Genomic DNA, 20,301 nt, shown 5'->3' with positions numbered 1-20,301 from the left:
AGCAGGCCACCAATGGAATTCCTCACGCAGGTTAGGCTTACCTAACCTTTCGGCGTCCCAGAAGGGCGAACGCGAGCGCCGAGCACGTGATCAGCCCGAGCATCACGCAGGCCATCGGCAGGGCCGTGCCCTCGCCCGCCAGGCCGACCAGCGGGGCCGCCACGGCGCCCAGCGCGAACTGCATCACGCCGAGCAGCGCCGAGGCGCTGCCCGCGATCTGGGCGGGCTGCCCGGCCAGGGCCAGCGCGCCGGTGCCGGGCAGGACGAGCCCCTGGCCCAGCATGATCACGAACAGGCCCGCCACGATGCCGGCCAGGCCGAGCCCGCTGAGCGCGGCGGTCAGCAGCAGCCCCGCGCCCACCAGGGCGGTGACCAGCCCGGCGACGACCAGGCGGGCGGGCTCCACGCGGCCCGACAGGCGGCCGCCGACCTGAGCCATCACGGTCAGGCCGAGCGCGTTGAGGCCGAAGATGAGCGAGTACTGCTGCGGGGTGGCGCCGTACACCTGCTGGAGCACGAACGGCGAGCCGGAGATGTAGCCGAACATCGCCGCGAAGGCCAGCCCGGCGGTGAGCGCGCAGCCCATGAACGAGCGGTCGCGCAGAAGCTGCCAGAAGGTGCGCACGGTATGCGCGAGCCCGCCGCTCTCGCGCTGACCGGCGGGCAGCGTCTCGCGCACGCCCGGCAGCACGGCCAGCAGCAGCACGAGCCCGGCGAGGCTGAGCGCCACGAACACGCCGCGCCAGGAGGTGAAGGCGAGCAGCTGGGCCCCCGCGATGGGGGCCAGGATCGGGGCCAGGCCGCTGACCAGCATGAGCGTGGCGAAGATGCGGGCGATGGCGGCGCCGTCGTACAGGTCGCGGACGACCGCGCGCACGATGACCAGCGCGGCACCGCCCAGGACGCCCTGGAGCAGCCGCAGCACGATCAGCACGGGCACCGAGGGCGCGAACGCGCACAGCAGCGAGGCCACCATGAACCCGGCCACGCCCACGATCAGCGGGACGCGGCGCCCGCGCACGTCGCTGACCGGCCCGGCGACGACCTGGCCGACGGAGACGCCGATGAGGCACGCGGTGAGGGTGAGCTGGACCTGCGCCGGAGCGCTGAGCATCTCCTCGGTGATGGCGGGCAGGGCGGGCAGGTACATGTCGATGGACAGCGGGCCGATCGCCGACAGCGCGCCCAGGATGACCAACAGCAGCCCCCGCCTCCCGCCCTTGGCCTCGCCCTTGCTTCCAATGGCGGCGGACGCGGCTTCTGCCACGGACATGCCCGAACCCCTCTCCCTCGCAGGCCGATGACCCACGAGGGCCGAGGGATCAAACCGGGATTCGGTCCTCCTAATTCCCGGTTATCAGATATTTCATGCTGTTTCGTTCAGTTGGATGACCCCGAAGGCCGCGCCCTGCGGGTCGATCAGCTGCGCGAACCGGCCGGGCGGCGCCTCGGTCACGCAGGTGAGCACGTCCGCGCCCGCGTCGGCGGCGGTGTGCAGGGCCACGTCGAGGTCGGCGACCGCGAAGTAGGTCAGCCAGAAGGACGGCAGGTCCGCCGGGGCCTCCTCGGGCATCGGCATCATGCCCGCCACGCCCGTCTCCCCCGCCGTCCATTCGGTGTAGGCCATGCCGCCCAGGTCCGACGTGCGCGACGTCCAGCCGAAGACCGCCGCGTAGAAGCGCTCGGCGGCCGGCACGTCGCGCGTGTACAGCTCGTTCCAGCAGAACGCGCCGGGCTCGTTGACCAGCTCGGCCCCCGCGTGGGCGGCCGCCTGCCAGGCTCCGGCGTAGGAGCCGTCCGGGGCCAGCAGGACGGTCATGGTGCCCTCCTCGAAGATCGCCATGGGCTCGGCCACGACGGTCCCGCCGGCGTCCCTGACCCGGCCGGCCAGGGCAGCGGCGTCGTCGGTGGCGACGTAGGTGTTCCACATCGAGGCGGGGCCGCCGTCGCGGGCGGGGCCGATCCCGGCGACCTTGCTGCCCTCGTGGACGAACATCCCGTAGCCGCCGGCCGCCGGGTCGTCCACCATGTCGGCCCGCCAGCCGAACAGGTCCCCGTAGAACCGGACCGAGCCGGGGACGTCGGTGCTGGCCAGGTCCACCCAGCACGGGACTCCTGGGTCGTACTCACTGCGTCGCGACATGCAACCTCCTCAGACGTGGAGCTCATCGCCGCGCTTCCCCCCGTTCTCACGCCTTCGCGGGGAACGGTCCGGTCAAGAGCCGTCCATTTCCGGGCAGGGGGCCCGCCCCCCGTTCGCCGGGCGCGTACCTGGGGGCCGGACCGCCCGGCGCAGTCCCTAAACTCGTGCCATGGATTCCCCAGCCGTCGAGATCGTCGACCTGGTCAAACGCTACGGCGGCAGGACCGCCCTCGACGGCCTCACCCTGCGGGCCGGCCGCGGCGCGGTCACCGCCGTCCTCGGGCCCAACGGCGCGGGCAAGACGTCCACGGTCGAGATCTGCGAGGGGTTCCGCAAGGCCGACTCCGGCACGGTGCGGGTGCTCGGCCTGTCGCCCACGCTGCCCGAGCTGCGCCCGCGCGTCGGGGTGATGCTCCAGGCCGGCGGGGTGCCGCCGGCGATGCGCTGCGCCGAGTGGCTGCACCTGGTCTCGCGCTTCTACGCCCGTCCCCACGACCCCGGCGCGCTGCTGACCCGGCTCGGGCTGGCCGAGCACGCGCGCACCGCCTACCGGCGGCTTTCGGGCGGGCAGCAGCAGCGGCTCTCGCTGGCCGCGGCCGTGATCGGCAGGCCGGAGCTGGTCTTCCTCGACGAGCCGACCGCCGGTCTCGACCCGCAGGCCCGGCACGCCTGCTGGGAGCTGGTCGGCGAGCTGCGCACCGCCGGGGTGTCGGTGGTGCTGACCACCCACCACATGGAGGAGGCCGAGCGGCTGGCCGACCACGTTGTGATCATCGACAGGGGGCGGGTGGTGGCCGAGGGCAGCCCGGCCTCGCTGACCGGGGCCGAGCGGCAGCTCAGGTTCAGGGCCAGGCCGGGGCTCACGCTGGAGGAGCTGCTCAACGCGCTCCCGGCGGGCAGCGCGGCCAAGGAGTCGCCCGCCGGCCACTACATCATCGAGGGCCAGGTCGGGCCCGAGCTGCTGGCCACGGTCACGGCCTGGTGCGCGGCCGAGGGCGTCACGGCCGACGACCTGCGCATCGAGCGCCGCACCCTCGAAGACGTCTTCCTCGAACTGACCGGCAGGGAGCTGCGATGACGCCCGCGCTCGACCTCTCGCCCGCTCCGGGCGCCGCGCCCTTCCCGCGCATGGTGCTCGCGCAGGCCGGCTCCGAGGTCCGCACGATGCTCCGCAACGGCGAGCAGCTCCTGCTCACGCTGATCATCCCGGTGCTGCTGCTGGTCGGTTTCTCGCTGGCGCCGCTGGTCGACGTCGGCGGCGGCCGGCGGGTCGACTTCCTGGTCCCCGGCGTGCTGGCGCTGGCCGTCATGTCCACCGCCTTCACCGGGCAGGCCATCGGCACCGGCTTCGAGCGCCGCTACGGCGTGCTGAAGCGGCTGGGCGCGACCCCGCTGTCCAGGGCCGGCCTCATGCTGGCCAAGACGGGCGCGGTGGTGGCCGTGGAGGTCATCCAGGCCGCGGTGATCGTGGCCGTCGGGCTGGCGCTGGGCTGGCGGCCCCACGGGTCGTTCCTGGCCGCCGCGGTGCTGGTCGTGCTGGGCACGGCGGCCTTCAGCGGCCTCGGGCTGCTCATGGCGGGCACGCTGCGGGCCGAGGCGACGCTGGCCGCGGCCAACCTGGTCTACCTGGTGCTGCTGGGGGCGGGCGGGGTGGTGTTCCCGCTGTCGAAGTTCCCCGAGGGCGCGCGGCCGGTCCTGGAGCTGCTGCCGATCTCGGCGCTGACCGGCGGCCTGCGCGCGGTGCTCGCCCAGGGGGCGGCGCTGCCGCTGGGGCCCGTGCTCGTCCTGGCCGGCTGGGCCGTGCTGACCCTGGCCCTGGTCTCGCGCCTGTTCCGCTGGGAGTGAGGGGCGCGCCACCCCCCTGTGCGGAGATGTCGTACGAGGTCAGTACTCTCTGACGACTGTCCCAGCTTCCTCCGAGGTGTTCCGTGACCGACTTCGCCCTCGACGATCCCTTCGATCGCCGGCAGGCGCTGCCCCGGCCCGGGCGCCTGCTGCGCCAGGCCGCGGACTCGATCCCGCCCTCGTCGCTCGTCCTGCTGTCCATCGTCTCGGTGCAGCTCGGCGCCGCGTTCGCCAAGGAGCTGTTCTCCGTCCTGCCGCCGAGCGCCGTGGTGTTCCTGCGCATCGCCGCCGGCGGTCTGATCATGGCGGCGGTGGCCAGGCCGAAGCTCAAGGGGCTGGCGTGGCGCGACTGGGCGGTCGGGGTCGGCTTCGGCCTGACGCTCGCCCTGATGAACCTGTCCTACTACGAGGCCCTGTCGCGGCTGCCGATGGGCGTCGCGGTGGCGATCGAGTTCCTCGGCCCGCTGGGCGTGGCCGTGGCCGCCTCCCGGCGCAGGCTCGACCTGGCCTGGATCGGCCTGGCGGGCCTCGGCGTGGCGCTGCTGGCGCCCTGGGGGCAGCAGGCGTCGGCGAGCTGGTGGATCGGCATCGGGTTCGCCCTGGTGGCGGGCGCGTGCTGGGCGGGCTACATCCTGCTGTCGGCCGCGGCCGGAGGGCGGTTCCCCGGCACCACCGGGCTGTCGTTCGCGATGATCGTCTCTGCGCTGGTGATCGCGCCGGTGGGCGTCACGACCGGCGGCGCCGACCTGTTGCAGCCGTCCCTGCTGCTGATCGGGCTGGGCGTGGGGCTGCTGTCGTCGGTGATCCCGTACTCGCTGGAGCTCCACGCGCTGCGGCGCATGCCCAAGCACGTGTTCGGCATTCTCATGAGCCTCGAACCGGCGGTGGCGGCGATGGCGGGTGTGCTGGTGCTGGGCGAGGTCCTGCACGTGCAGCAGTGGGCGGCGATCGTGTGCGTCGTGGCCGCGAGCCTGGGCTCCACCCGGATGAACGGGCGATAGGGTGCCGCCGCGCGCCCGCGGGGATGGGGTTCTCTCGGGCGCGCGGCGGAGGGCTCGGCTTCAGGTGGGCGGGTCGCCGAGCCCGGGGAAGGCCAGCGGAGCGGGCTTCCGCGTGACCGGGCTTGTGCAGCTTCACGTAGATCAGTTCGTGAAAGCTTTCACAAACACATTACCCCAAAACGGACAAACCTTCTAAATTCGGACGGCAAAGAATCGCGGCCGGGTCAGTGCTCGGCCCAGATGCCCCGGACGTGGCCGATGTGCTCGCCCATGAGGTGGCCGACCGCCGCGCCGTCGCCGCTCTTGAGCGCGTCGAGCAGGGCCAGGTGCTCCCGGGCGGAGTCGGTCAGCGAGCCGCGCTCGGCGAGCTGGGACAGGCCGTAGAGCCGGGCCCGGTTGCGCAGGTCGCGCACCACGCCCACCAGGTGGACGTTGCCGGACAGGGCCAGCAGCTCCAGGTGGAAGCGCAGGTCGGCGTCGATGTAGGCGAGCAGGTCGCCCCGGTCGGCGGCCGAGACGATCTCCTGGGCGACCGGGCGCAGCCGTTCGAACTCCTCGGCACGGGCGCTGTCGGCCAACCGCGAGACGGTGGGCACCTCGATCAGCTCGCGGATCTGGGTCAGCTCGTCGAGGTCGCGGTCGGACAGCTCGGTCACCCGGAAGCCCTTGTTGCGCACGGCCTCGACCAGGCCCTCCTTCGCCAGGTCGAGCATCGCCTCGCGGACCGGCGTGGCCGAGACGCCGAACTGCGCGGCGAGCACGGGCGCGGAGTAGACCACCCCTGGCCGCATCTCACCGGTGATCAGCGCGGCCCGCAGCGCATGCGCGACCTGCTCGCGCAGGCTCTGCCGCTCCCCCACCATGGGCAGGTCGAGCCGGTCCTCGGCAGTCATCCGCCTTCCCTCCTACTTCCACGCCTCGTACGCGGCCGCGGCCACCACCAGGTCCTCCCACGCCATGCCGGTGCTCTTGAACACCCGCGGGCCGGGACCGGCCACCACCCCTCCGGCGATCAGCTCGGCGAGGTTTCCGGCGAGATGACCAGAGGTGATCGTACCGTGGCGGATCGGGATGATCACGTCGCCGGCCTCCTCCAGGGCGGCCGACCTGGCCTCGACGACCACGGTGGCGCGGGCGACGAGGTCGCCGTCGAGTTCCCGGACGCCGGGCTCGTGCGACCCGACCGCGACCACGGTGACGCCGTCGCGGGCGAGCTTACCGGGGAACAGCGGCTCGGCGGCGGTGGTGCAGCAGGCGACGAGGTCGGCGGCCCGGACCGCGTCCGCCGCCGCCGGGGCGTCCGCGCCATGGGCCTGCGCGGTCAGGCCCAGGTCGCGGCAGCGGCCGGCCAGGGCGGCGGCGCGGGCGGGGTCGCGGCCGACGACCGTGACGTGCTCGACGGGACGTACCTCGCGCAGGGCCAGGACGTGGCCGTACGCCTGCGGCCCGCTGCCGAACACCACCAGGCGGCGGGCGTTCGGCTCGGCCAGGTGCGCGACGGCCAGCGCGGAGACGGCGGGCGTGCGCAGGGACGTGAGCGCGATGCCGTCCAGGGCGGCCAGCGGGGCCAGGGTGTCGCCGTCCAGCAGCAGGTACGTGCCCTGGACGCGGGGCAGCCCGCGTCCGGGGTTGGCGGGCGTGACGGTGACGGCCTTGACCCCGGCGTAGCGCCCGGCGGCCGCGGGCATGAGCAGGAGCTGCCCGGCCGGCAGGTCCACGACGGGCCGCCGGGGCGTCAGCTCGGGGTCGAGCCCGGCGCGCAGGGCCTGTTCGAGCACGGCCACCGCGCGCCCGACCGGCACCAGACGCTCCAGGGTCTCCCCGTCGATGTAGGGCAGGTCGCTCATCGCAGCGTGAACCCCGTTCCGATCGGGTCGGCGGGATCGAGCTCGAAGACGTGCCTGCCGGTGCGGTAGGCCATGCCCTCGATCTCCGGCACGATGCCCTCGGGCGTCACCCCGGCCACGCGCGCCCGGAAGACGGACCCGACGATGCTCTCGTGGACCAGCGTGCCGCGCAGGCCCTCCTCGTGCAGCAGCGCCATCCTGGCGGCGGTGCCCGAGCCGCACGGCGACCGGTCCACCTCGCCGTCGGCGAAGACGGTGACGTTGCGCTGGCGGACGCTCCCGGCGGCGTCCGGCGGCTCGTCGCCCGGCAGGTCCTCGTGGAAGATCACGCCGTAGACGCCGGAGAGCCGGTCGTCGCGCGGGTGGCGGGTGGCGGGGTGGCCGGCCAGGGCGGTCTTGAGGCGGCGGGCGTGCTCGACGAGGGCGGTCAGATGGCGCGGCTCGACGGACAACCCCAGCGACCTCGCCGAAACAGACGCATAAATCGCCCCGCCATATGAAATGTCAACCTTGCTCCCGGCGGCCTCCACGTCCCGCGCGATCACGTACGACGGGACGCTCACGAACGTCACCCCCTCCACCCGTCCGCCCGAGCACCGCACCCGGGCCCTGACCCGCCCCGACGGCACGTCCACCACCACGTCGGTCTCCCCGTCGGGATCGGCCTCGACCAGCCCCTCGTGCACCGCGTACGCCCCGAGCGCGATCGTGCCGTGCCCGCAGGCGGTGGAGAAGCCGTCCTTGTGCCAGAACAGCACGCCCAGATGCGCCCCGGCGTCGTCGGGCGGGACCAGGAAGCAGCCGTACATGTCGGCGTGCCCGCGCGGCTCGTGGCACAGCAGCCGCCGGACGTGGTCGGCGTGGCCGGGGGCGTTCTCCCGCCGGGTGAGCACGTCCGCGCCGGGGATCTCGGGCACGCCCGCGGTGACGATCCGGAACGGCTCGCCGCCCGTGTGGTAGTCGACAGTAGTGATCACCTTGTGAACCCCTCCGGGCCGGGTCGAGGAAGCCGCCAGGAGTAACATGTCACATTGTCAGGCTGTGGAGAAGCCCCTGACGGGACCGTCCCACCTGGCCCGTACCATCGTTGACGTGAAGGAATCCACCGGCCGCCCCAACGTCCTCGTCCGCGCCCTGCGCTCGTTCTGGGCGCCGACCACGCGCTCGATGCGCGGCTGGGCGCTGGCCTCCGTGGTGGCCAACGCGGGCATCGCGGTGACCGGCGCGGGGGTGCGGGTGACCGGTTCCGGGCTCGGCTGCCCGACCTGGCCGAGGTGCACTCCCGACAGCTTCGTGCCGATCGCCCATCCCGAGATGTCGATGCTCACGATGCTCATCGAGTTCGGCAACCGGCTGCTGACGTTCCTGGTGCTCGCGGTGGGCGCGGCGTGCGTGCTCGCGGCGCTGCGCCTGGCCCCCCGCCGGCGGGCGCTGGTGCGCCTGGCGCTGCTGCAACCGGCGGGCGTGCTGGCCCAGGCCCTGTGGGGCGGGCTGGTGGTCAGGAGCGCGCTCAGCCCGTTCACGGTCGGCATGCACTTCCTGATCTCCATGGCCCTGATCGCCGCCTGCTGGATGCTCTACGCCCGCGCCGGCGAGGGCGACGGCCCGGCCGCCGGGGTCGCCCACCGCGACATCCGGCTGCTCGGCTACGCGCTGCTCGCGGCCACGGCCGTGCTGCTGGTGGCGGGCGTGGTGGTCAGCGGCACGGGCCCGCACTCGGGCGACGTCATCGCCTCCCGGTTCGGCTTCGACATCGAGACCGTGGCCCGGCTGCACGCCGACATCGTCTACGTCGTCGTCGGCCTGACCTTCGCGCTGCTGTTCGCGCTGCGCGTGACCGGCGCGCCGCGACCGGCCAGGCGGGCCGCGCTCGGGCTGTTCGCGGTCGAGCTGGCCCAGGGCGTGATCGGCTACACCCAGTACTTCCTGGCCGTGCCGGCCGCACTGGTGCTGCTGCACGTGCTCGGCGCCTCGCTGGTGTGGATCGCCGCGTTGCGGGTGGTCACCGCGCTGCGCACCCGAGGCCCGCTGGAGGCCCCGGCCGCCGCCGCTCCTGCGGAAGCGCCCGCCACGGTCTGACCCCTTGTGCGAGGGTATGGGGTGTGCTGCGATTTCCTAGGCTCTCGCGCAGGCTGCTGCGCCGCGCGTACCAGGGGCTGGTGCTGGTCAGCGTGCTCGCCCTGGCGCCCATGACGTGGGCCTGGCTCGACAGCTCGCCCCACCGCGTGGTGGCCGACACGGGCGGCTGGCTGGGCCGGGTGCCGTCCACGCAGGCCGCGCTGGTGCTCGGCGCGGGCCTGTGGGGCGCGCAGCCCACGCCCATGCTGGCCCGGCGGCTCGACGTCGCCGCCGAGCTCTACCGGGCGGGCAAGGTGCGCGCGCTGCTGCTGTCGGGCGACAACAGCCGCAAGGACTACGACGAGCCCACCGCCATGCGCGACTACCTGGTACGCAGGGGCGTGCCGGCGGGCGTGATCGTGCTCGACTACGCCGGATTCGACACCTGGGACTCCTGCGTACGGGCCCGCCGGGTGTTCGGCGCCGAACGCGTCACCGTCGTCACCCAGGTCTTCCACCTGCCGAGGGCCGTGGCGCTGTGCCGGACGGCCGGGCTGGAGACGTTCGGCGTGGGCGACGACTCCACCCGCCAGTGGGCGGCCACCACGTACGTCTACGCCACCCGCGAGCTGCTGGCCACCGGCAAGGCCGTCGTCGACGCGCTGCTGCTGCACTCCGACCCGGTCTACCCCGGGCCGCGCGAGGTCTCGCTGACCGAGATCTTGGCTCAGCGCGGCGGCGGCGCGCCGGGCGCGTAGCCGGGCGGCGGGGTGCCCCTGGACATGCGGCGGGCGTGCACGGGCGGCACCGGGAAGTCGGCGCGGGCGGTGCTCATGCACTCCAGCAGGGCGCGCTGCTCCTCGTGGAAGGCCTGCTCGTCGACCATGTGGCGGGCCGCCCGCTCGTGCAGCAGGCCCAGCTCGGTGGCGGCGAGCTGGTAGTCGCGCATCGCGCGCACGCCCTTCTTGCCGCCGTAGGCCCTGGCCCACTGCCTGGCCTGGCGGCGCCTGGCGAACGTGGACAACATGTAGATGTCGGCCGCCCCGACCAGCTTGGTCGGCTCGTACGGCGGCAGGTAGGTCTGGATGAGCGCGACGATGCGCCGCCGGTCCCTGAACACCACGCCGATCAGCACGACGAGCACCACCAGCAGCGCCAGGTAGGCCACCACGAGCCCGGGGAAGCCGCCGTAGGAGGCCAGGCCGTTCCACAGGCCGTGCAGGATCATCGCCCCCGACCAGCCGGCCAGCACCAGGAAGACCCGCTCGGGCCCTTCGCGCTGGGCCGCGTACGCGACGGCCACCCCGATCATCGAGCTGAACAGCGGATGGGCGAACGGCGACAGGACGCCGCGCAGCACCACGGTGACGGCCAGGCTGCTGACGCCGTTGCCGTTGAGCGCCGACAGGTAGTAGCTGACGTTCTCGCTCATGGCGAAGCCGAGGCCGACCATGCTGGCGTAGATGATGCCGTCGGTGGGGCCGTCGAGCTCGGCCCTGCGGAACTTGAGCAGGCCGAGCAGTACCAGGCCCTTCATCGTCTCCTCGACCACCGGCGCGCCGAAGGTGGCGGCCAGGTTGCGGGCGCTGGTCGGCGAGAGCTTGGCGGTGTCGATGAAGTAGTGGAGGTTGAGCGAGTTGATCGCGCCGGCGACCAGCACGGCGATGCCCGCGCCCCAGGCGAAGGCGAAGATCAGGTTGCTGCGCGGCTCGGGCTCCATGCGGTCGAGCGCCAGCACGGCGGCCAGCAGCAGCGGCACCGGCGCCAGGGCGAGCACGAGCGCGATGAAGAACTGCACCGGCTCGCCGTTGATCACGTCGAAGGAGAACGAGACCAGGGCGCAGATGCCGGTGAGGACCAGCCCGGTGATCAACGCGAATGACGGGCGGTCCTTCAACACCCAGCGTGGATCACGGGTCGCCATACCGTGACTTTAACGGATCGAAGGGCCGGTGCCCGTGTGGGCCGCCCGCGCGGGACAGCCACTCCTCACCCTGCGGACACGCGCTCCGGCGGCGTCGCGGACGGCGGGCACGGGATCAGGCCAGCAGCGGGTCGATCGCGACGGCGAGGAAGAGCAGCGCGAGGTAGGCGTTGGACCAGTGGAAGAACCGCATCGGGCGCAGGTCGACGCCGCTCCTGCCGGCGTTGAGCCGGGCCAGCAGGCGGTGGACCTCCCACAGGCAGACCACGCCGAGCACCGCCGCGACGACCGGGTAGAACAGCGTGGTGCCGGCCACCGGCCACAACGCCAGCGAGCACAGCACGGTCGCCCAGGTGTAGGCCACGGACTCCAGGATCACCCGCCGCTCGGTGGCCACCACCGGCAGCATCGGCACCTTCGCCGCCGCGTAGTCCTCCTTGTAGCGCATGGCGAGGGTCCAGGTGTGGGGCGGCGTCCAGAAGAACACCACGCCGAACAGCACCAGGGGCGCCCAGTCGAGCCGCTCGGTGATGCCCGCCCAGCCGATCATGACCGGCATGCAGCCCGCGATGCCGCCCCACACGATGTTCTGGGCGGTGCGCCGCTTCAGGATCATCGAGTAGACGATCACGTAGAACAGGATCGCGCCGGTGGACAGCACCGCTGCCAGCCAATTGGTGGTGACCCACAGGCCAACAGTGGACAAAATCCCCAGAACGATCCCGAACACCAGCGCGCCGCGCGGCGACACCTGGTGCCTGGCCAGCGGCCGGCGGCGGGTACGCCGCATCTTCTGGTCGATGTCGCGGTCGACGTAGCAGTTGAGCGCGTTGGCGCTGCCCGCCGACAGGGTGCCGAACACCATGACGGCGACCGACCTCCACAGCGGCGGCAGGCCGCCGGCCGCGAGGAACATCACCGGCAGGGTCGTGATCAGCAGCAGCTCGATGATCCGCGGCTTGGTGAGCGCGACGTAGGCCTTCACGACCATGCCGAACGTGCGCGGCGCCCCGGACTCGGTCGAGGGGGCCGTGGCCTGCCTGTTGGTCAGCACCGTCAAGGCGCTTCCAGCCTGTGCGGAGTCAACGCGTAACCTCTGATTGGAGCGGATCGATGAGTGGCGCCGTGACGCCTCTGCGAACAAACAAACTGTAGTCGCAGGGCCGGACGGTCCGGCCAATGGGGGGCTTGAGCCATTCGTGGACACGCGAGGGTGGAATGGGAATCGATCGCCAGCTCCACTCGGTTAGGGTCCCGTGTGGGCGGGATAGCCAACAGGTACTGCCAAATGACAACTAGATTCCGGAGATCGAGCACTTGAGCACCGAACTCGTGCCAGCCCTTGAGTGGACCGACCTCGACAAGAAGGCCGTCGACGTCGTCCGGGCCCTGGCGATGGACGCAGTGGAGAAGGCGGGCTCGGGTCACCCCGGCACCGCCATGAGCCTGGCCCCCGCCGCATACCTGCTGTTCCAGCGCGTGATGCGCCACGACCCGAGCGACCCCAACTGGGCGGGCCGCGACCGGTTCGTGCTGTCGTGCGGCCACACCAGCCTGACGCTCTACATCCAGCTCTACCTGTCCGGCTACGGCCTCACGCTCGACGACCTGCGCCGCCTGCGCCAGTGGGACAGCCTGACGCCGGGTCACCCCGAGCACGGCCACACCGCCGGCGTCGAGACCACCACCGGCCCGCTCGGCCAGGGTCTGGGCAACGCGGTCGGCATGGCGATGGCGGCCCGCCGCGAGCGTGGCCTGTTCGACCCCGACGCCGAGCGCGGCGCCTCGCCGTTCGACCACCACATCTGGTGCTTCGTCAGCGACGGCGACATCGAGGAGGGCATCAGCCACGAGGCCAGCGCCCTGGCCGGCCACCAGAAGCTGGGCAACCTCGTCGTCGTGTACGACGACAACCACATCTCCATCGAGGACGACACCCTCATCGCCAAGTCCGAGGACGTCGTCAAGCGCTACGAGGCCTACGGCTGGCACACCGAGAGCGTCGACTGGACCGCCGGCGGCGAGTACGAGGAGGACGTCCAGGCGCTCTACGAGGCGCTGGAGGCGGCCAAGGCCGAGACCGACCGGCCCTCGTTCATCCGGCTGCGCACGATCATCGGCTGGCCGGCGCCGAACAAGAAGAACACCGGCAAGATCCATGGCGCGGCCCTGGGCGAGGCGGAGATCGCCGCGACCAAGGAGATCCTGGGCATGGACCCGGCCAAGAGCTTCGACGTCTCGGCCGAGGTGCTCCAGCACGCCCGCGAGGTGGTCGCCCGCGGCCGCGCCGACCGCGCCGAGTGGGACAAGGGATACGCGGAATGGCGCCTGGCCAACCCCGAGCGGGCCAAGGAGTTCGACCGCATCTCCCACCGCGAGCTGCCCGCCGGCTGGGCCACGGCCCTGCCCGAGTTCGAGACCGGCTCCTCGATGGCCACCCGCAAGGCCAGCGGCGAGGTGCTGGGCGCGCTGGCGCCGGTGCTGCCCGAGCTGTGGGGCGGCTCGGCCGACCTGGCCGAGTCGAACCTGACCACGATGAAGGGCGAGCCGTCCTTCATCCCCGAGGAGTACCAGACCAAGGACTTCCCCGGTAACCGCTACGGCCGCACGCTGCACTTCGGCATCCGCGAGCACGCCATGGGCGCGATCCTCAACGGCATCGCCCTGCACGGCGGCACCCGCCCGTACGGCGGCACGTTCCTGGTCTTCTCCGACTACATGCGGCCCTCGGTGCGCCTGGCGGCGCTGATGAAGCTGCCGGTCACCTACGTGTGGACGCACGACTCCATCGGCCTCGGCGAGGACGGCCCCACCCACCAGCCGATCGAGCACCTGTGGGCGCTGCGCGCGATCCCCGGCCTCGACGTCGTCCGCCCGGCCGACGCCAACGAGACCGCGTACGCGTGGAAGACGATCCTGGAGCACACCGACCGTCCCGCCGCCCTGGCTCTGACCAGGCAGAACGTGCCGGTCTACGAGGGCACCAACGCCGACGGCGTGGCCCGCGGCGGCTACGTGCTGCGCGAGGCCTCCGACGGCCAGCCGCACGTGATCCTGATCGCCACCGGCAGCGAGGTCGAGGTGGCCGTCCAGGGCCGCGAGCTGCTGGAGGCCCAGGGCATCTCCACACGCGTGGTGTCGATGCCGTGTGTCGAGTGGTTCAACGGGCAGGACTCCGCTTACCGGCAGACCGTCCTGCCGAGCGCCATCAGGGCTCGGGTCGCGGTCGAGGCCGGCGTCGCGCTCGGCTGGCACCAGTTCGTCGGCGAGTGCGGCGAAGTGGTCAGCCTGGAGCACTTCGGCGCCTCGGCGCCGTACAGGACGCTGTACGAGCAGTTCGGGCTCACGGCCGAGCGGGTGGCGGCGGCGGCCAAGGCGAGCCTCGCCAAGCTGGGTCAGGACAAGGGCGAGACGACGGGAAACTGAGAAGAAGATGAGCGACAACCTCAACAAGCTGTCCGGCCAGGGCGTCTCCGTCTGGCTCGACGACATCAGCCGCGAACGGCTGCGTACGGGCAACCTTGAGCAGCTGATCCGGGACAAGAACGTCGTCGGGGTCACCTCCAACCCGACGATCTTCGCCGGCGCGCTCAGCAAGGGCGACGCCTACAACGCCCAGCTCCACGACCTGGCCGTACGCGGCGTCACCGTGGAGGAGGCCGTACGCGCGATCACCACGTACGACATCCGCTGGGCCGCCGACGTGCTGCGCCCGGTCTACGACGCCACCGACGGCGTAGACGGCCGCGTCTCGCTGGAGGTCGACCCACGTCTGGCCCGCGAGAGCGAGAAGACCGTGGCCGAGGCCAGGGCGCTGTGGTGGATGGTCGACCGGCCCAACCTGTTCATCAAGATCCCGGCCACCCTTGAGGGCCTGCCCGCGATCACGCAGGCGCTCTCGGAGGGCATCAGCGTCAACGTCACGCTGATCTTCTCCCTGGAGCGCTACCGCGCGGTCATGGACGCCTGGCTGGCCGGTCTGGAGGCCGCGCAGGCCAAGGGCCTCGACCTGGCCGCGATCGAGTCGGTGGCCTCGTTCTTCGTCAGCCGCGTCGACACCGAGATCGACAAGCGGCTCGACCAGCTCGGCAAGCCGGAGCTGAAGGGCAAGGCGGGCATCGCCAACGCGCGCCTGGCCTATGCCGCCTACGAGGAGGTCGTCAGCTCCGAGCGCTGGCAGCGCCTGCGCGCCGCGGGCGCCCGTCCGCAGCGCCCGCTGTGGGCCTCGACCGGGGTGAAGAACCCCGAGTACTCCGACACCATGTACGTCGACCAGCTCGTCGCCCCCGGCACCGTCAACACGATGCCGGAGAAGACCCTCGACGCCACCGCCGACCACGCCCAGGTCACCGGCGACACCGTGCGCCCCTTCTACGAGCAGGCCTGGAACACCATGGCCGCGCTCAAGGACGCCGGTATCGACTACGACGACGTGGTGCGCGTGCTGGAGGAGGAGGGCGTCGAGAAGTTCGAGGCGTCCTGGAACGAGCTGCTCGAAAGCGTCACCAAGAATCTGGTGCCATGATCGAGGTGTCCTACCGCGAGGAGGGGGTGGCCGCGGCCGCCTCCTCCGTCGCGGGGCGCCTCGTCGCCGACGGCGTGCCCGCGCGGCTGGCCGGCGGCGACCCCACGCTGTGGGGCGAGGACGCCGAGGCGGTGGCGGCGGTCCGGCTCGGCTGGCTGACGCTGCCGCGCACCTCCCGCGAGCTCCTTCCCGAGCTGGGCAAGCTCGTGGAGCGGGCGCGGGCCGAGGGCCTGACGAACGTGGTGCTGGTCGGGATGGGCGGCTCGTCGCTGGCTCCCGAGGTGATCTGCCAGACCGCCGACGTGCCGCTGACCGTGCTCGACACGACCGACCCCGCGCAGGTCAGGCGGGCCCTGGACGACCTGCTGGAGTCCACGGTCGTGGTGGTGGCCAGCAAGAGCGGCTCGACCGTCGAGACCGACTGCCACCTGCGCATCTACGAACAGATCTTCACCGAGGCGGGCATCGCGCCCGCCGACCGGATCGTGGTCGTCACCGACCACGGCTCGCCGCTGGAGCAGCGGGCGATCGACGGCGGCTACCACCTGGTCCTGGCCGTTCCCGACGTGGGCGGCCGCTACTCGGCGCTGTCGGCGTTCGGGCTGGTGCCCAGCGCGCTGGCCGGGGCCGACGTCGAACGGCTGCTGGACGATGCCGAGGAGGTGCTGCCGCTGCTGTCGCAGGACGTCGGCAACCCCGGGCTCGACCTGGGCGCGGCGCTCGGCGGCGCGGCGCTGGCCGGGCGCGACAAGCTCGTCCTGGAGGACCAGCTCTCCGGCATCAACGGGCTGCCCGACTGGATCGAGCAGCTCGTCGCCGAGTCCACCGGCAAGCAGGGCAGGGGCATCCTGCCCATCGTCAACGCCGACCCCAACCACACCCACGACGAGCTGATCGTCGCGATCGAGTCCGACGACGGCGCCGTACGCGTCGACGGGCCGCTCGGCGGCCAGTTCCTGGTCTGGGAGTACGCGACCGCCGTGGCCGGGCTGCTGCTGGAGATCGACCCGTTCGACCAGCCGAACGTGGCCGAGTCCAAGGAGAACACCGCGGCCCTGCTGGCCCTGCCCGACCTGCCGCTCGGCGCGCCCACGCTGGTCGACGGGCCCGTCGAGGTCTACGGCGCGGTCCGGTCGCACGACCTGCCCGGCGTGCTGGCCGAGCTGCTGAAGGCCATCCCGCACGACGGCTACCTGACCGTGATGGCCTATCTCGACCGGCTGGCCGCCTTCGACGCGCCCGTGCCCGAGGGGGCCGACTTCGAGCAGATGACCGACGCGTGGATGATGGCCGACGCCGCCACGCTGCGCGCCCTGCTCGCCATCCGCACCAACCGGCCGGTGACGTTCGGATGGGGACCGCGTTTCCTGCACTCCACCGGCCAGTACCACAAGGGCGGGCCGCAGAACGGCGTGTTCCTGCAGATCACCGGGGCGGTGACCGACGACGTCGCGGTCCCGGGACAGCCGTACACGCTGGGACGGCTCCAGCTCGCGCAGGCGCTGGGCGACCTGGCCTCGCTGGAGACCCGCGGACGGCCCGCCGTACGCCTGCATTTGACGGACCGCGCGACGGGTGTCGCGCATTTGCTCGCAGCCGCACAGGAGGTTTGAGATGACTGATCAGGCATCTCCTGAGGAAGAGGTCGTCGCGGTGGCGGCGGCCGTGGCGAACACCGCCACGACATTGGAGGTCGCGGAGGCCAACCCATTGCGCGACCCACGGGACAAGCGGCTGCCGCGGGTGGCGGGGCCGTGCGTGCTGGTGCTGTTCGGCGTGACGGGCGACCTGGCCAAGCGCAAACTGTTGCCGGCCATTTACGACCTGGGCAACCGCGGCCTGCTGCCGCCCGGTTTCTCGCTGGTCGGTTTCGCCAGGCGCGATTGGAAGGACCAGGACTTCGCCCAGTTGACGCACGACGCCGTCAAGGCGCACGCGCGTACGCCGTTCCGCGAGGAGGTCTGGAAGCAGATCCTCGAAGGCATCCATTTCGTGCCGGGCGAGTTCTCCGACGACGGAGCCTTCGACGCGCTGGCGATGGCGTTGGCGGAGATCGACCAGACCCGTGGCACGGGCGGCAACTACGCTTTCTACCTGTCGGTGCCGCCCAAGTTCTTCCCCGTGGTGGTCGAGCAGCTCAAGCGCACCGGGCTGTCCGACGCGCCCGAGGGGTCGTGGCGGCGGGTGGTCATCGAGAAGCCGTTCGGCCACGACCTGAAGTCGGCCCACGAGCTGAACGAGATCACCAACTCGGCGTTCCCGGAGAGCTCGATCTTCCGGATCGACCACTACCTGGGCAAGGAGACGGTCCAGAACATCCTGGCGCTGCGCTTCGCCAACAACCTGTACGAGCCCATCTGGAACCGCAGCTTCGTCGACCACGTGCAGATCACCATGGCCGAGGACATCGGCATCGGCGGGCGCGCGGGCTACTACGACGGCATCGGCGCGGCCCGCGACGTGATCCAGAACCACCTGCTCCAGCTCCTCGCGCTGGTCGCCATGGAGGACCCGACCTCCTTCGACGCCTCGGCGCTGCGCCGGGAGAAGGAGAAGGTGCTCAAGGCCGTGCGGCTGCCGTCCAACCTGGGGCTCAACACGGCCCGCGGCCAGTACGCGGCCGGGTGGCAGGGCGGCGAGAAGGTCGTCGGCTACCTCCAGGAGGAGGGCATCCCCGCCGAGTCGATCACCGAGACGTACGCGGCGATCAAGCTGGAGATCGCCAACCGGCGGTGGGCCGGGGTGCCGTTCTACCTGCGTACCGGCAAGCGGCTGGGCCGCCGGGTCACCGAGGTGGCCGTGGTGTTCCAGCGGGCGCCGCACCTTCCCTTCAGCAAGACCGACACCGAGATCCTGGGCCAGAACGCCCTGGTCGTCCGCGTGCAGCCGGACGAGGGCATCACCGTGCGGTTCGGGTCGAAGGTCCCGGGCACCGCCATGGAGGTGCGCGACGTGTCGATGGACTTCGCCTACGGCGAGTCGTTCCTGGAGTCCTCGCCCGAGGCGTACGAGCGGCTGCTGCTCGACGTCATGATCGGCGACCCGCCGCTCTTCCCGCACCAGCGCGAGGTCGAGCTGTCCTGGACGATCCTCGACCCGATCGAGGACTTCTGGGCCACGCAGGGACAGCCCGAGGGGTACGAGTCGGGCTCGTGGGGCCCGGAGTCGGCCGACGCGATGATGGCGCGCGACGGCCGCGTGTGGAGGAGACTCTAGTGACGACTTTCATGCTGTCGGACACGACGGCCGGCAAGATCTCGGCGCAGCTCATGCTGCTGCGCCACCAGATGGGCGCGCCCGCCATCGGCATGGTGCTGACCCTCGTGGTGGTCTCCGAGGAGCGCCACCAGTACGACGCGCTGCGCGCCGCCACCGAGGCGGCCCGCGAGCACCCCTCGCGCATCATCGTGGTGATCAAGCGCGAGGAGGCCGAGCCCAACCGGCTCGACGCCGAGCTGCGCATCGGCGAGAACACCCCCGGCGAGGTCGTGGTGCTGCGCCTGTACGGCGAGCTGACCCAGCACGCCGACTCCGTGGTCAGCCCGCTGCTGCTGCCCGACACGCCCGTGGTGGCCTGGTGGCCGGGCGCGGCGCCCGACGTCCCGTCCAAGGACTCGATCGGCGCCCTGGCCCAGCGGCGCATCACCGACGCCAAGGGCTTCGAGAACGGCGGCGTCAAGTCGCTGGTGACCCGGGCCAAGGGTTACGCCCCCGGCGACACCGACCTGTCGTGGGCCCGGCTGACGCCGTGGCGCAGCCTGCTGGCCGCCGCGTTCGACCAGCCGGTGGGCAAGGTGCGCAAGGGCGTGGTGGAGGGCAGCCCCGGCCACCCGAGCGCGTCGCTGCTGGCGGCGTGGCTGTCGGAGCGGCTGGGCGCGCCGGTCAAGGTGGCCGAGTCGGCCGGTCCCGGCCTGACCGCCGTGCGGCTGCAGGTGAGCGAAGGCGAGCTGACGGTCGTGCGCTCCGACGCGCGGCTGGCCACGTTGTCGCGTCCCGGTCAGCCCGACCGGAACGTGGCCCTGGCCAGGCGGCACACCTCCGAGCTGATGGCCGAGGAACTGCGGCGGCTGGACAGCGACGAGGTCTACGAGGCCGCCGTCAAGCGTTTCGCCCGTTCGTACAAGGGTTGACCCCCCCTTCACTCCAGAAAGAAGTGTCGTGAGCGTTCCCAACGTTGTCGTGCACCGCGACGCCGACGTCCTGGCCAAGGCCGTGGCGGCGCGCATCATCACGCGCCTGGTCGACGTGCAGTCGGCCAGGGGGTCGGCCTCGATCGTGCTGACCGGCGGCACGGTCGGCATCGCCACGCTGGCCGCCATCGCCGCCACGCCCGCCCGCGACGCCGTCGACTGGCGGCGCCTGGACGTCTGGTGGGGCGACGAACGTTTCGTGCCCACCGGTGACAAGGAACGCAACGAGACCGGCGCCCGCCAGGCGCTGCTCGACCACGTGGACCTGGACCCCGACCGGGTCCACGTCATGCGCGGCCCCGACTCGGGCCTGACGGCCGAGGAGTCGGCCGACGCGTACGCCGCCGAGCTGCGCGCCGCGGCCCGCCCCGAGGACCACGGCCCGGTGCCGGCCTTCGACGTCATGCTCCTCGGCATGGGCCCCGACGCGCACGTGGCCTCGCTGTTCCCCGGCATGCCCGCCCTGTACGACACCCGCCCGGTCGTCTCCGTGCACGGCTCCCCCAAGCCGCCCCCCACCCGCATCTCCCTGACCCTGCCCGCCATCCAGGCGGCGCGCGAGGTGTGGGTGGTGGCGGCCGGCGAGGAGAAGTCGGGCGCGGTACGCCTGGCGCTGTCGGACTCGGGCCCCGTCCAGGTGCCGGCCGCCGCCGCCCGCGGCCGAGCCGGCACCCTGTTCCTCCTGGACCGCGCGGCCGCCGGCAAGATCCCCCCAGAGCTGGGCCGCCTGGCCTCCCCCTGAGGTCAGAGGGGGTCGGGAGCGGGGGT

Annotated in this window: 18 protein-coding genes; 11 read left to right on the top strand and 7 right to left on the bottom strand. The window is 72.2% G+C overall.

Going from position 1 to position 20,301, the window contains the following annotated elements; genetic code table 11:
* Positions 1-37: 37 nt before the first annotated feature.
* Both ACIA8R_RS47920 and ACIA8R_RS47915 read right to left on the bottom strand, forming a co-directional pair.
* Complete coding sequence (locus ACIA8R_RS47920) at positions 38-1,273, bottom strand: multidrug effflux MFS transporter (RefSeq protein WP_397044597.1); 1,236 nt, start codon at positions 1,271-1,273, stop codon at positions 38-40.
* Between the two features lie 93 nt (positions 1,274-1,366).
* Positions 1,367-2,143, bottom strand: a complete 777-nt coding sequence (locus ACIA8R_RS47915) for a VOC family protein (RefSeq protein WP_397044595.1) — start codon at positions 2,141-2,143, stop codon at positions 1,367-1,369.
* A gap of 169 nt (positions 2,144-2,312) precedes the next feature.
* Between ACIA8R_RS47915 and ACIA8R_RS47910 the strand changes: the two genes are divergently transcribed.
* From ACIA8R_RS47910 to ACIA8R_RS47900, 3 genes are all read left to right on the top strand, one after another.
* On the top strand, positions 2,313-3,221 hold the full coding sequence (locus ACIA8R_RS47910) for an ABC transporter ATP-binding protein (protein WP_357705762.1): 909 nt from the start codon (positions 2,313-2,315) through the stop codon (positions 3,219-3,221).
* Positions 3,218-3,988 carry an ABC transporter permease gene (locus ACIA8R_RS47905; protein ID WP_357705761.1) on the top strand — a complete coding sequence of 257 codons (771 nt, stop codon included), beginning with the start codon at positions 3,218-3,220 and terminating at the stop codon, positions 3,986-3,988. The genes ACIA8R_RS47910 and ACIA8R_RS47905 overlap by 4 nt, the downstream gene beginning before the upstream one ends.
* An 83-nt stretch (positions 3,989-4,071) precedes the next feature.
* A complete protein-coding gene (locus ACIA8R_RS47900) occupies positions 4,072-4,989 on the top strand; it encodes an EamA family transporter (RefSeq protein ID WP_397044593.1) in 918 nt (305 codons plus the stop codon).
* Positions 4,990-5,213: 224 nt separating this feature from the next.
* Here the strand turns inward: ACIA8R_RS47900 and ACIA8R_RS47895 are convergent, their stop codons facing one another.
* Genes ACIA8R_RS47895 through ACIA8R_RS47885 form a run of 3 tightly spaced genes read right to left on the bottom strand, consistent with a single transcriptional unit; the run spans position 5,214 to position 7,813 of the window.
* A complete protein-coding gene (locus ACIA8R_RS47895) occupies positions 5,214-5,882 on the bottom strand; it encodes a GntR family transcriptional regulator (protein ID WP_357705759.1) in 669 nt (222 codons plus the stop codon).
* A 12-nt stretch (positions 5,883-5,894) separates the two neighbouring features.
* Positions 5,895-6,836 carry an ornithine cyclodeaminase family protein gene (locus tag ACIA8R_RS47890; protein WP_397044591.1) on the bottom strand — a complete coding sequence of 314 codons (942 nt, stop codon included), beginning with the start codon at positions 6,834-6,836 and terminating at the stop codon, positions 5,895-5,897.
* Positions 6,833-7,813, bottom strand: a complete 981-nt coding sequence (locus tag ACIA8R_RS47885) for a proline racemase family protein (RefSeq protein WP_397044589.1) — start codon at positions 7,811-7,813, stop codon at positions 6,833-6,835. The genes ACIA8R_RS47890 and ACIA8R_RS47885 overlap by 4 nt, the downstream gene beginning before the upstream one ends.
* A gap of 115 nt (positions 7,814-7,928) precedes the next feature.
* On the opposite strand from ACIA8R_RS47885, the gene ACIA8R_RS47880 reads away from it, so the two are divergent.
* A complete protein-coding gene (locus ACIA8R_RS47880; protein WP_397044587.1) occupies positions 7,929-8,915 on the top strand; it encodes a heme A synthase in 987 nt (328 codons plus the stop codon).
* Positions 8,916-8,938: 23 nt separating this feature from the next.
* Positions 8,939-9,652: a vancomycin high temperature exclusion protein gene (locus ACIA8R_RS47875; RefSeq protein WP_397044585.1), complete on the top strand. Its 714-nt coding sequence runs from the start codon at positions 8,939-8,941 to the stop codon at positions 9,650-9,652.
* Here the strand turns inward: ACIA8R_RS47875 and ACIA8R_RS47870 are convergent.
* Positions 9,622-10,818: a PrsW family intramembrane metalloprotease gene (locus ACIA8R_RS47870; protein ID WP_364098435.1), complete on the bottom strand. Its 1,197-nt coding sequence runs from the start codon at positions 10,816-10,818 to the stop codon at positions 9,622-9,624. The genes ACIA8R_RS47875 and ACIA8R_RS47870 overlap by 31 nt on opposite strands.
* A gap of 115 nt (positions 10,819-10,933) precedes the next feature.
* Positions 10,934-11,878: a heme o synthase gene (locus ACIA8R_RS47865; RefSeq protein ID WP_357705753.1), complete on the bottom strand. Its 945-nt coding sequence runs from the start codon at positions 11,876-11,878 to the stop codon at positions 10,934-10,936.
* A 257-nt stretch (positions 11,879-12,135) separates the two neighbouring features.
* Here ACIA8R_RS47865 and tkt point away from each other — a divergent pair, with 257 nt between their 5' ends.
* From tkt to pgl, 6 genes are read left to right on the top strand one after another with little or no spacing between them, the layout of a single operon-like run.
* Complete coding sequence (tkt, locus tag ACIA8R_RS47860; RefSeq protein ID WP_364098438.1) at positions 12,136-14,244, top strand: transketolase; 2,109 nt, start codon at positions 12,136-12,138, stop codon at positions 14,242-14,244.
* A gap of 7 nt (positions 14,245-14,251) precedes the next feature.
* The gene (gene tal / locus ACIA8R_RS47855; RefSeq protein WP_364098441.1) at positions 14,252-15,343 is read left to right on the top strand and encodes a transaldolase; all 1,092 of its coding nucleotides are present in this window, start codon (positions 14,252-14,254) and stop codon (positions 15,341-15,343) included.
* Entirely contained in the window at positions 15,340-16,956 is a 1,617-nt protein-coding gene (locus tag ACIA8R_RS47850; RefSeq protein WP_397044582.1) for a glucose-6-phosphate isomerase, read from the top strand. Before tal ends, ACIA8R_RS47850 begins: the two co-directional genes overlap by 4 nt.
* Before the next feature lies 1 nt (position 16,957).
* Positions 16,958-18,559, top strand: a complete 1,602-nt coding sequence (zwf, locus tag ACIA8R_RS47845; RefSeq protein WP_357705749.1) for a glucose-6-phosphate dehydrogenase — start codon at positions 16,958-16,960, stop codon at positions 18,557-18,559.
* Entirely contained in the window at positions 18,559-19,473 is a 915-nt protein-coding gene (locus ACIA8R_RS47840; protein WP_357705748.1) for a glucose-6-phosphate dehydrogenase assembly protein OpcA, read from the top strand. Before zwf ends, ACIA8R_RS47840 begins: the two co-directional genes overlap by 1 nt.
* Positions 19,474-19,501: 28 nt before the next feature.
* Positions 19,502-20,275 (top strand): 6-phosphogluconolactonase, encoded by a 774-nt coding sequence (gene pgl / locus ACIA8R_RS47835; protein WP_357705747.1) that lies wholly within the window; start codon positions 19,502-19,504, stop codon positions 20,273-20,275.
* Positions 20,276-20,301: the final 26 nt, after the last annotated feature.

Source organism: Nonomuraea sp. NPDC051191, from assembly GCF_044455665.1.
GTDB lineage: Bacteria > Actinomycetota > Actinomycetes > Streptosporangiales > Streptosporangiaceae > Nonomuraea.
Note: the sequence above shows the minus strand (reverse complement) of the source record. Positions and strands in the feature narration are given on the sequence as shown.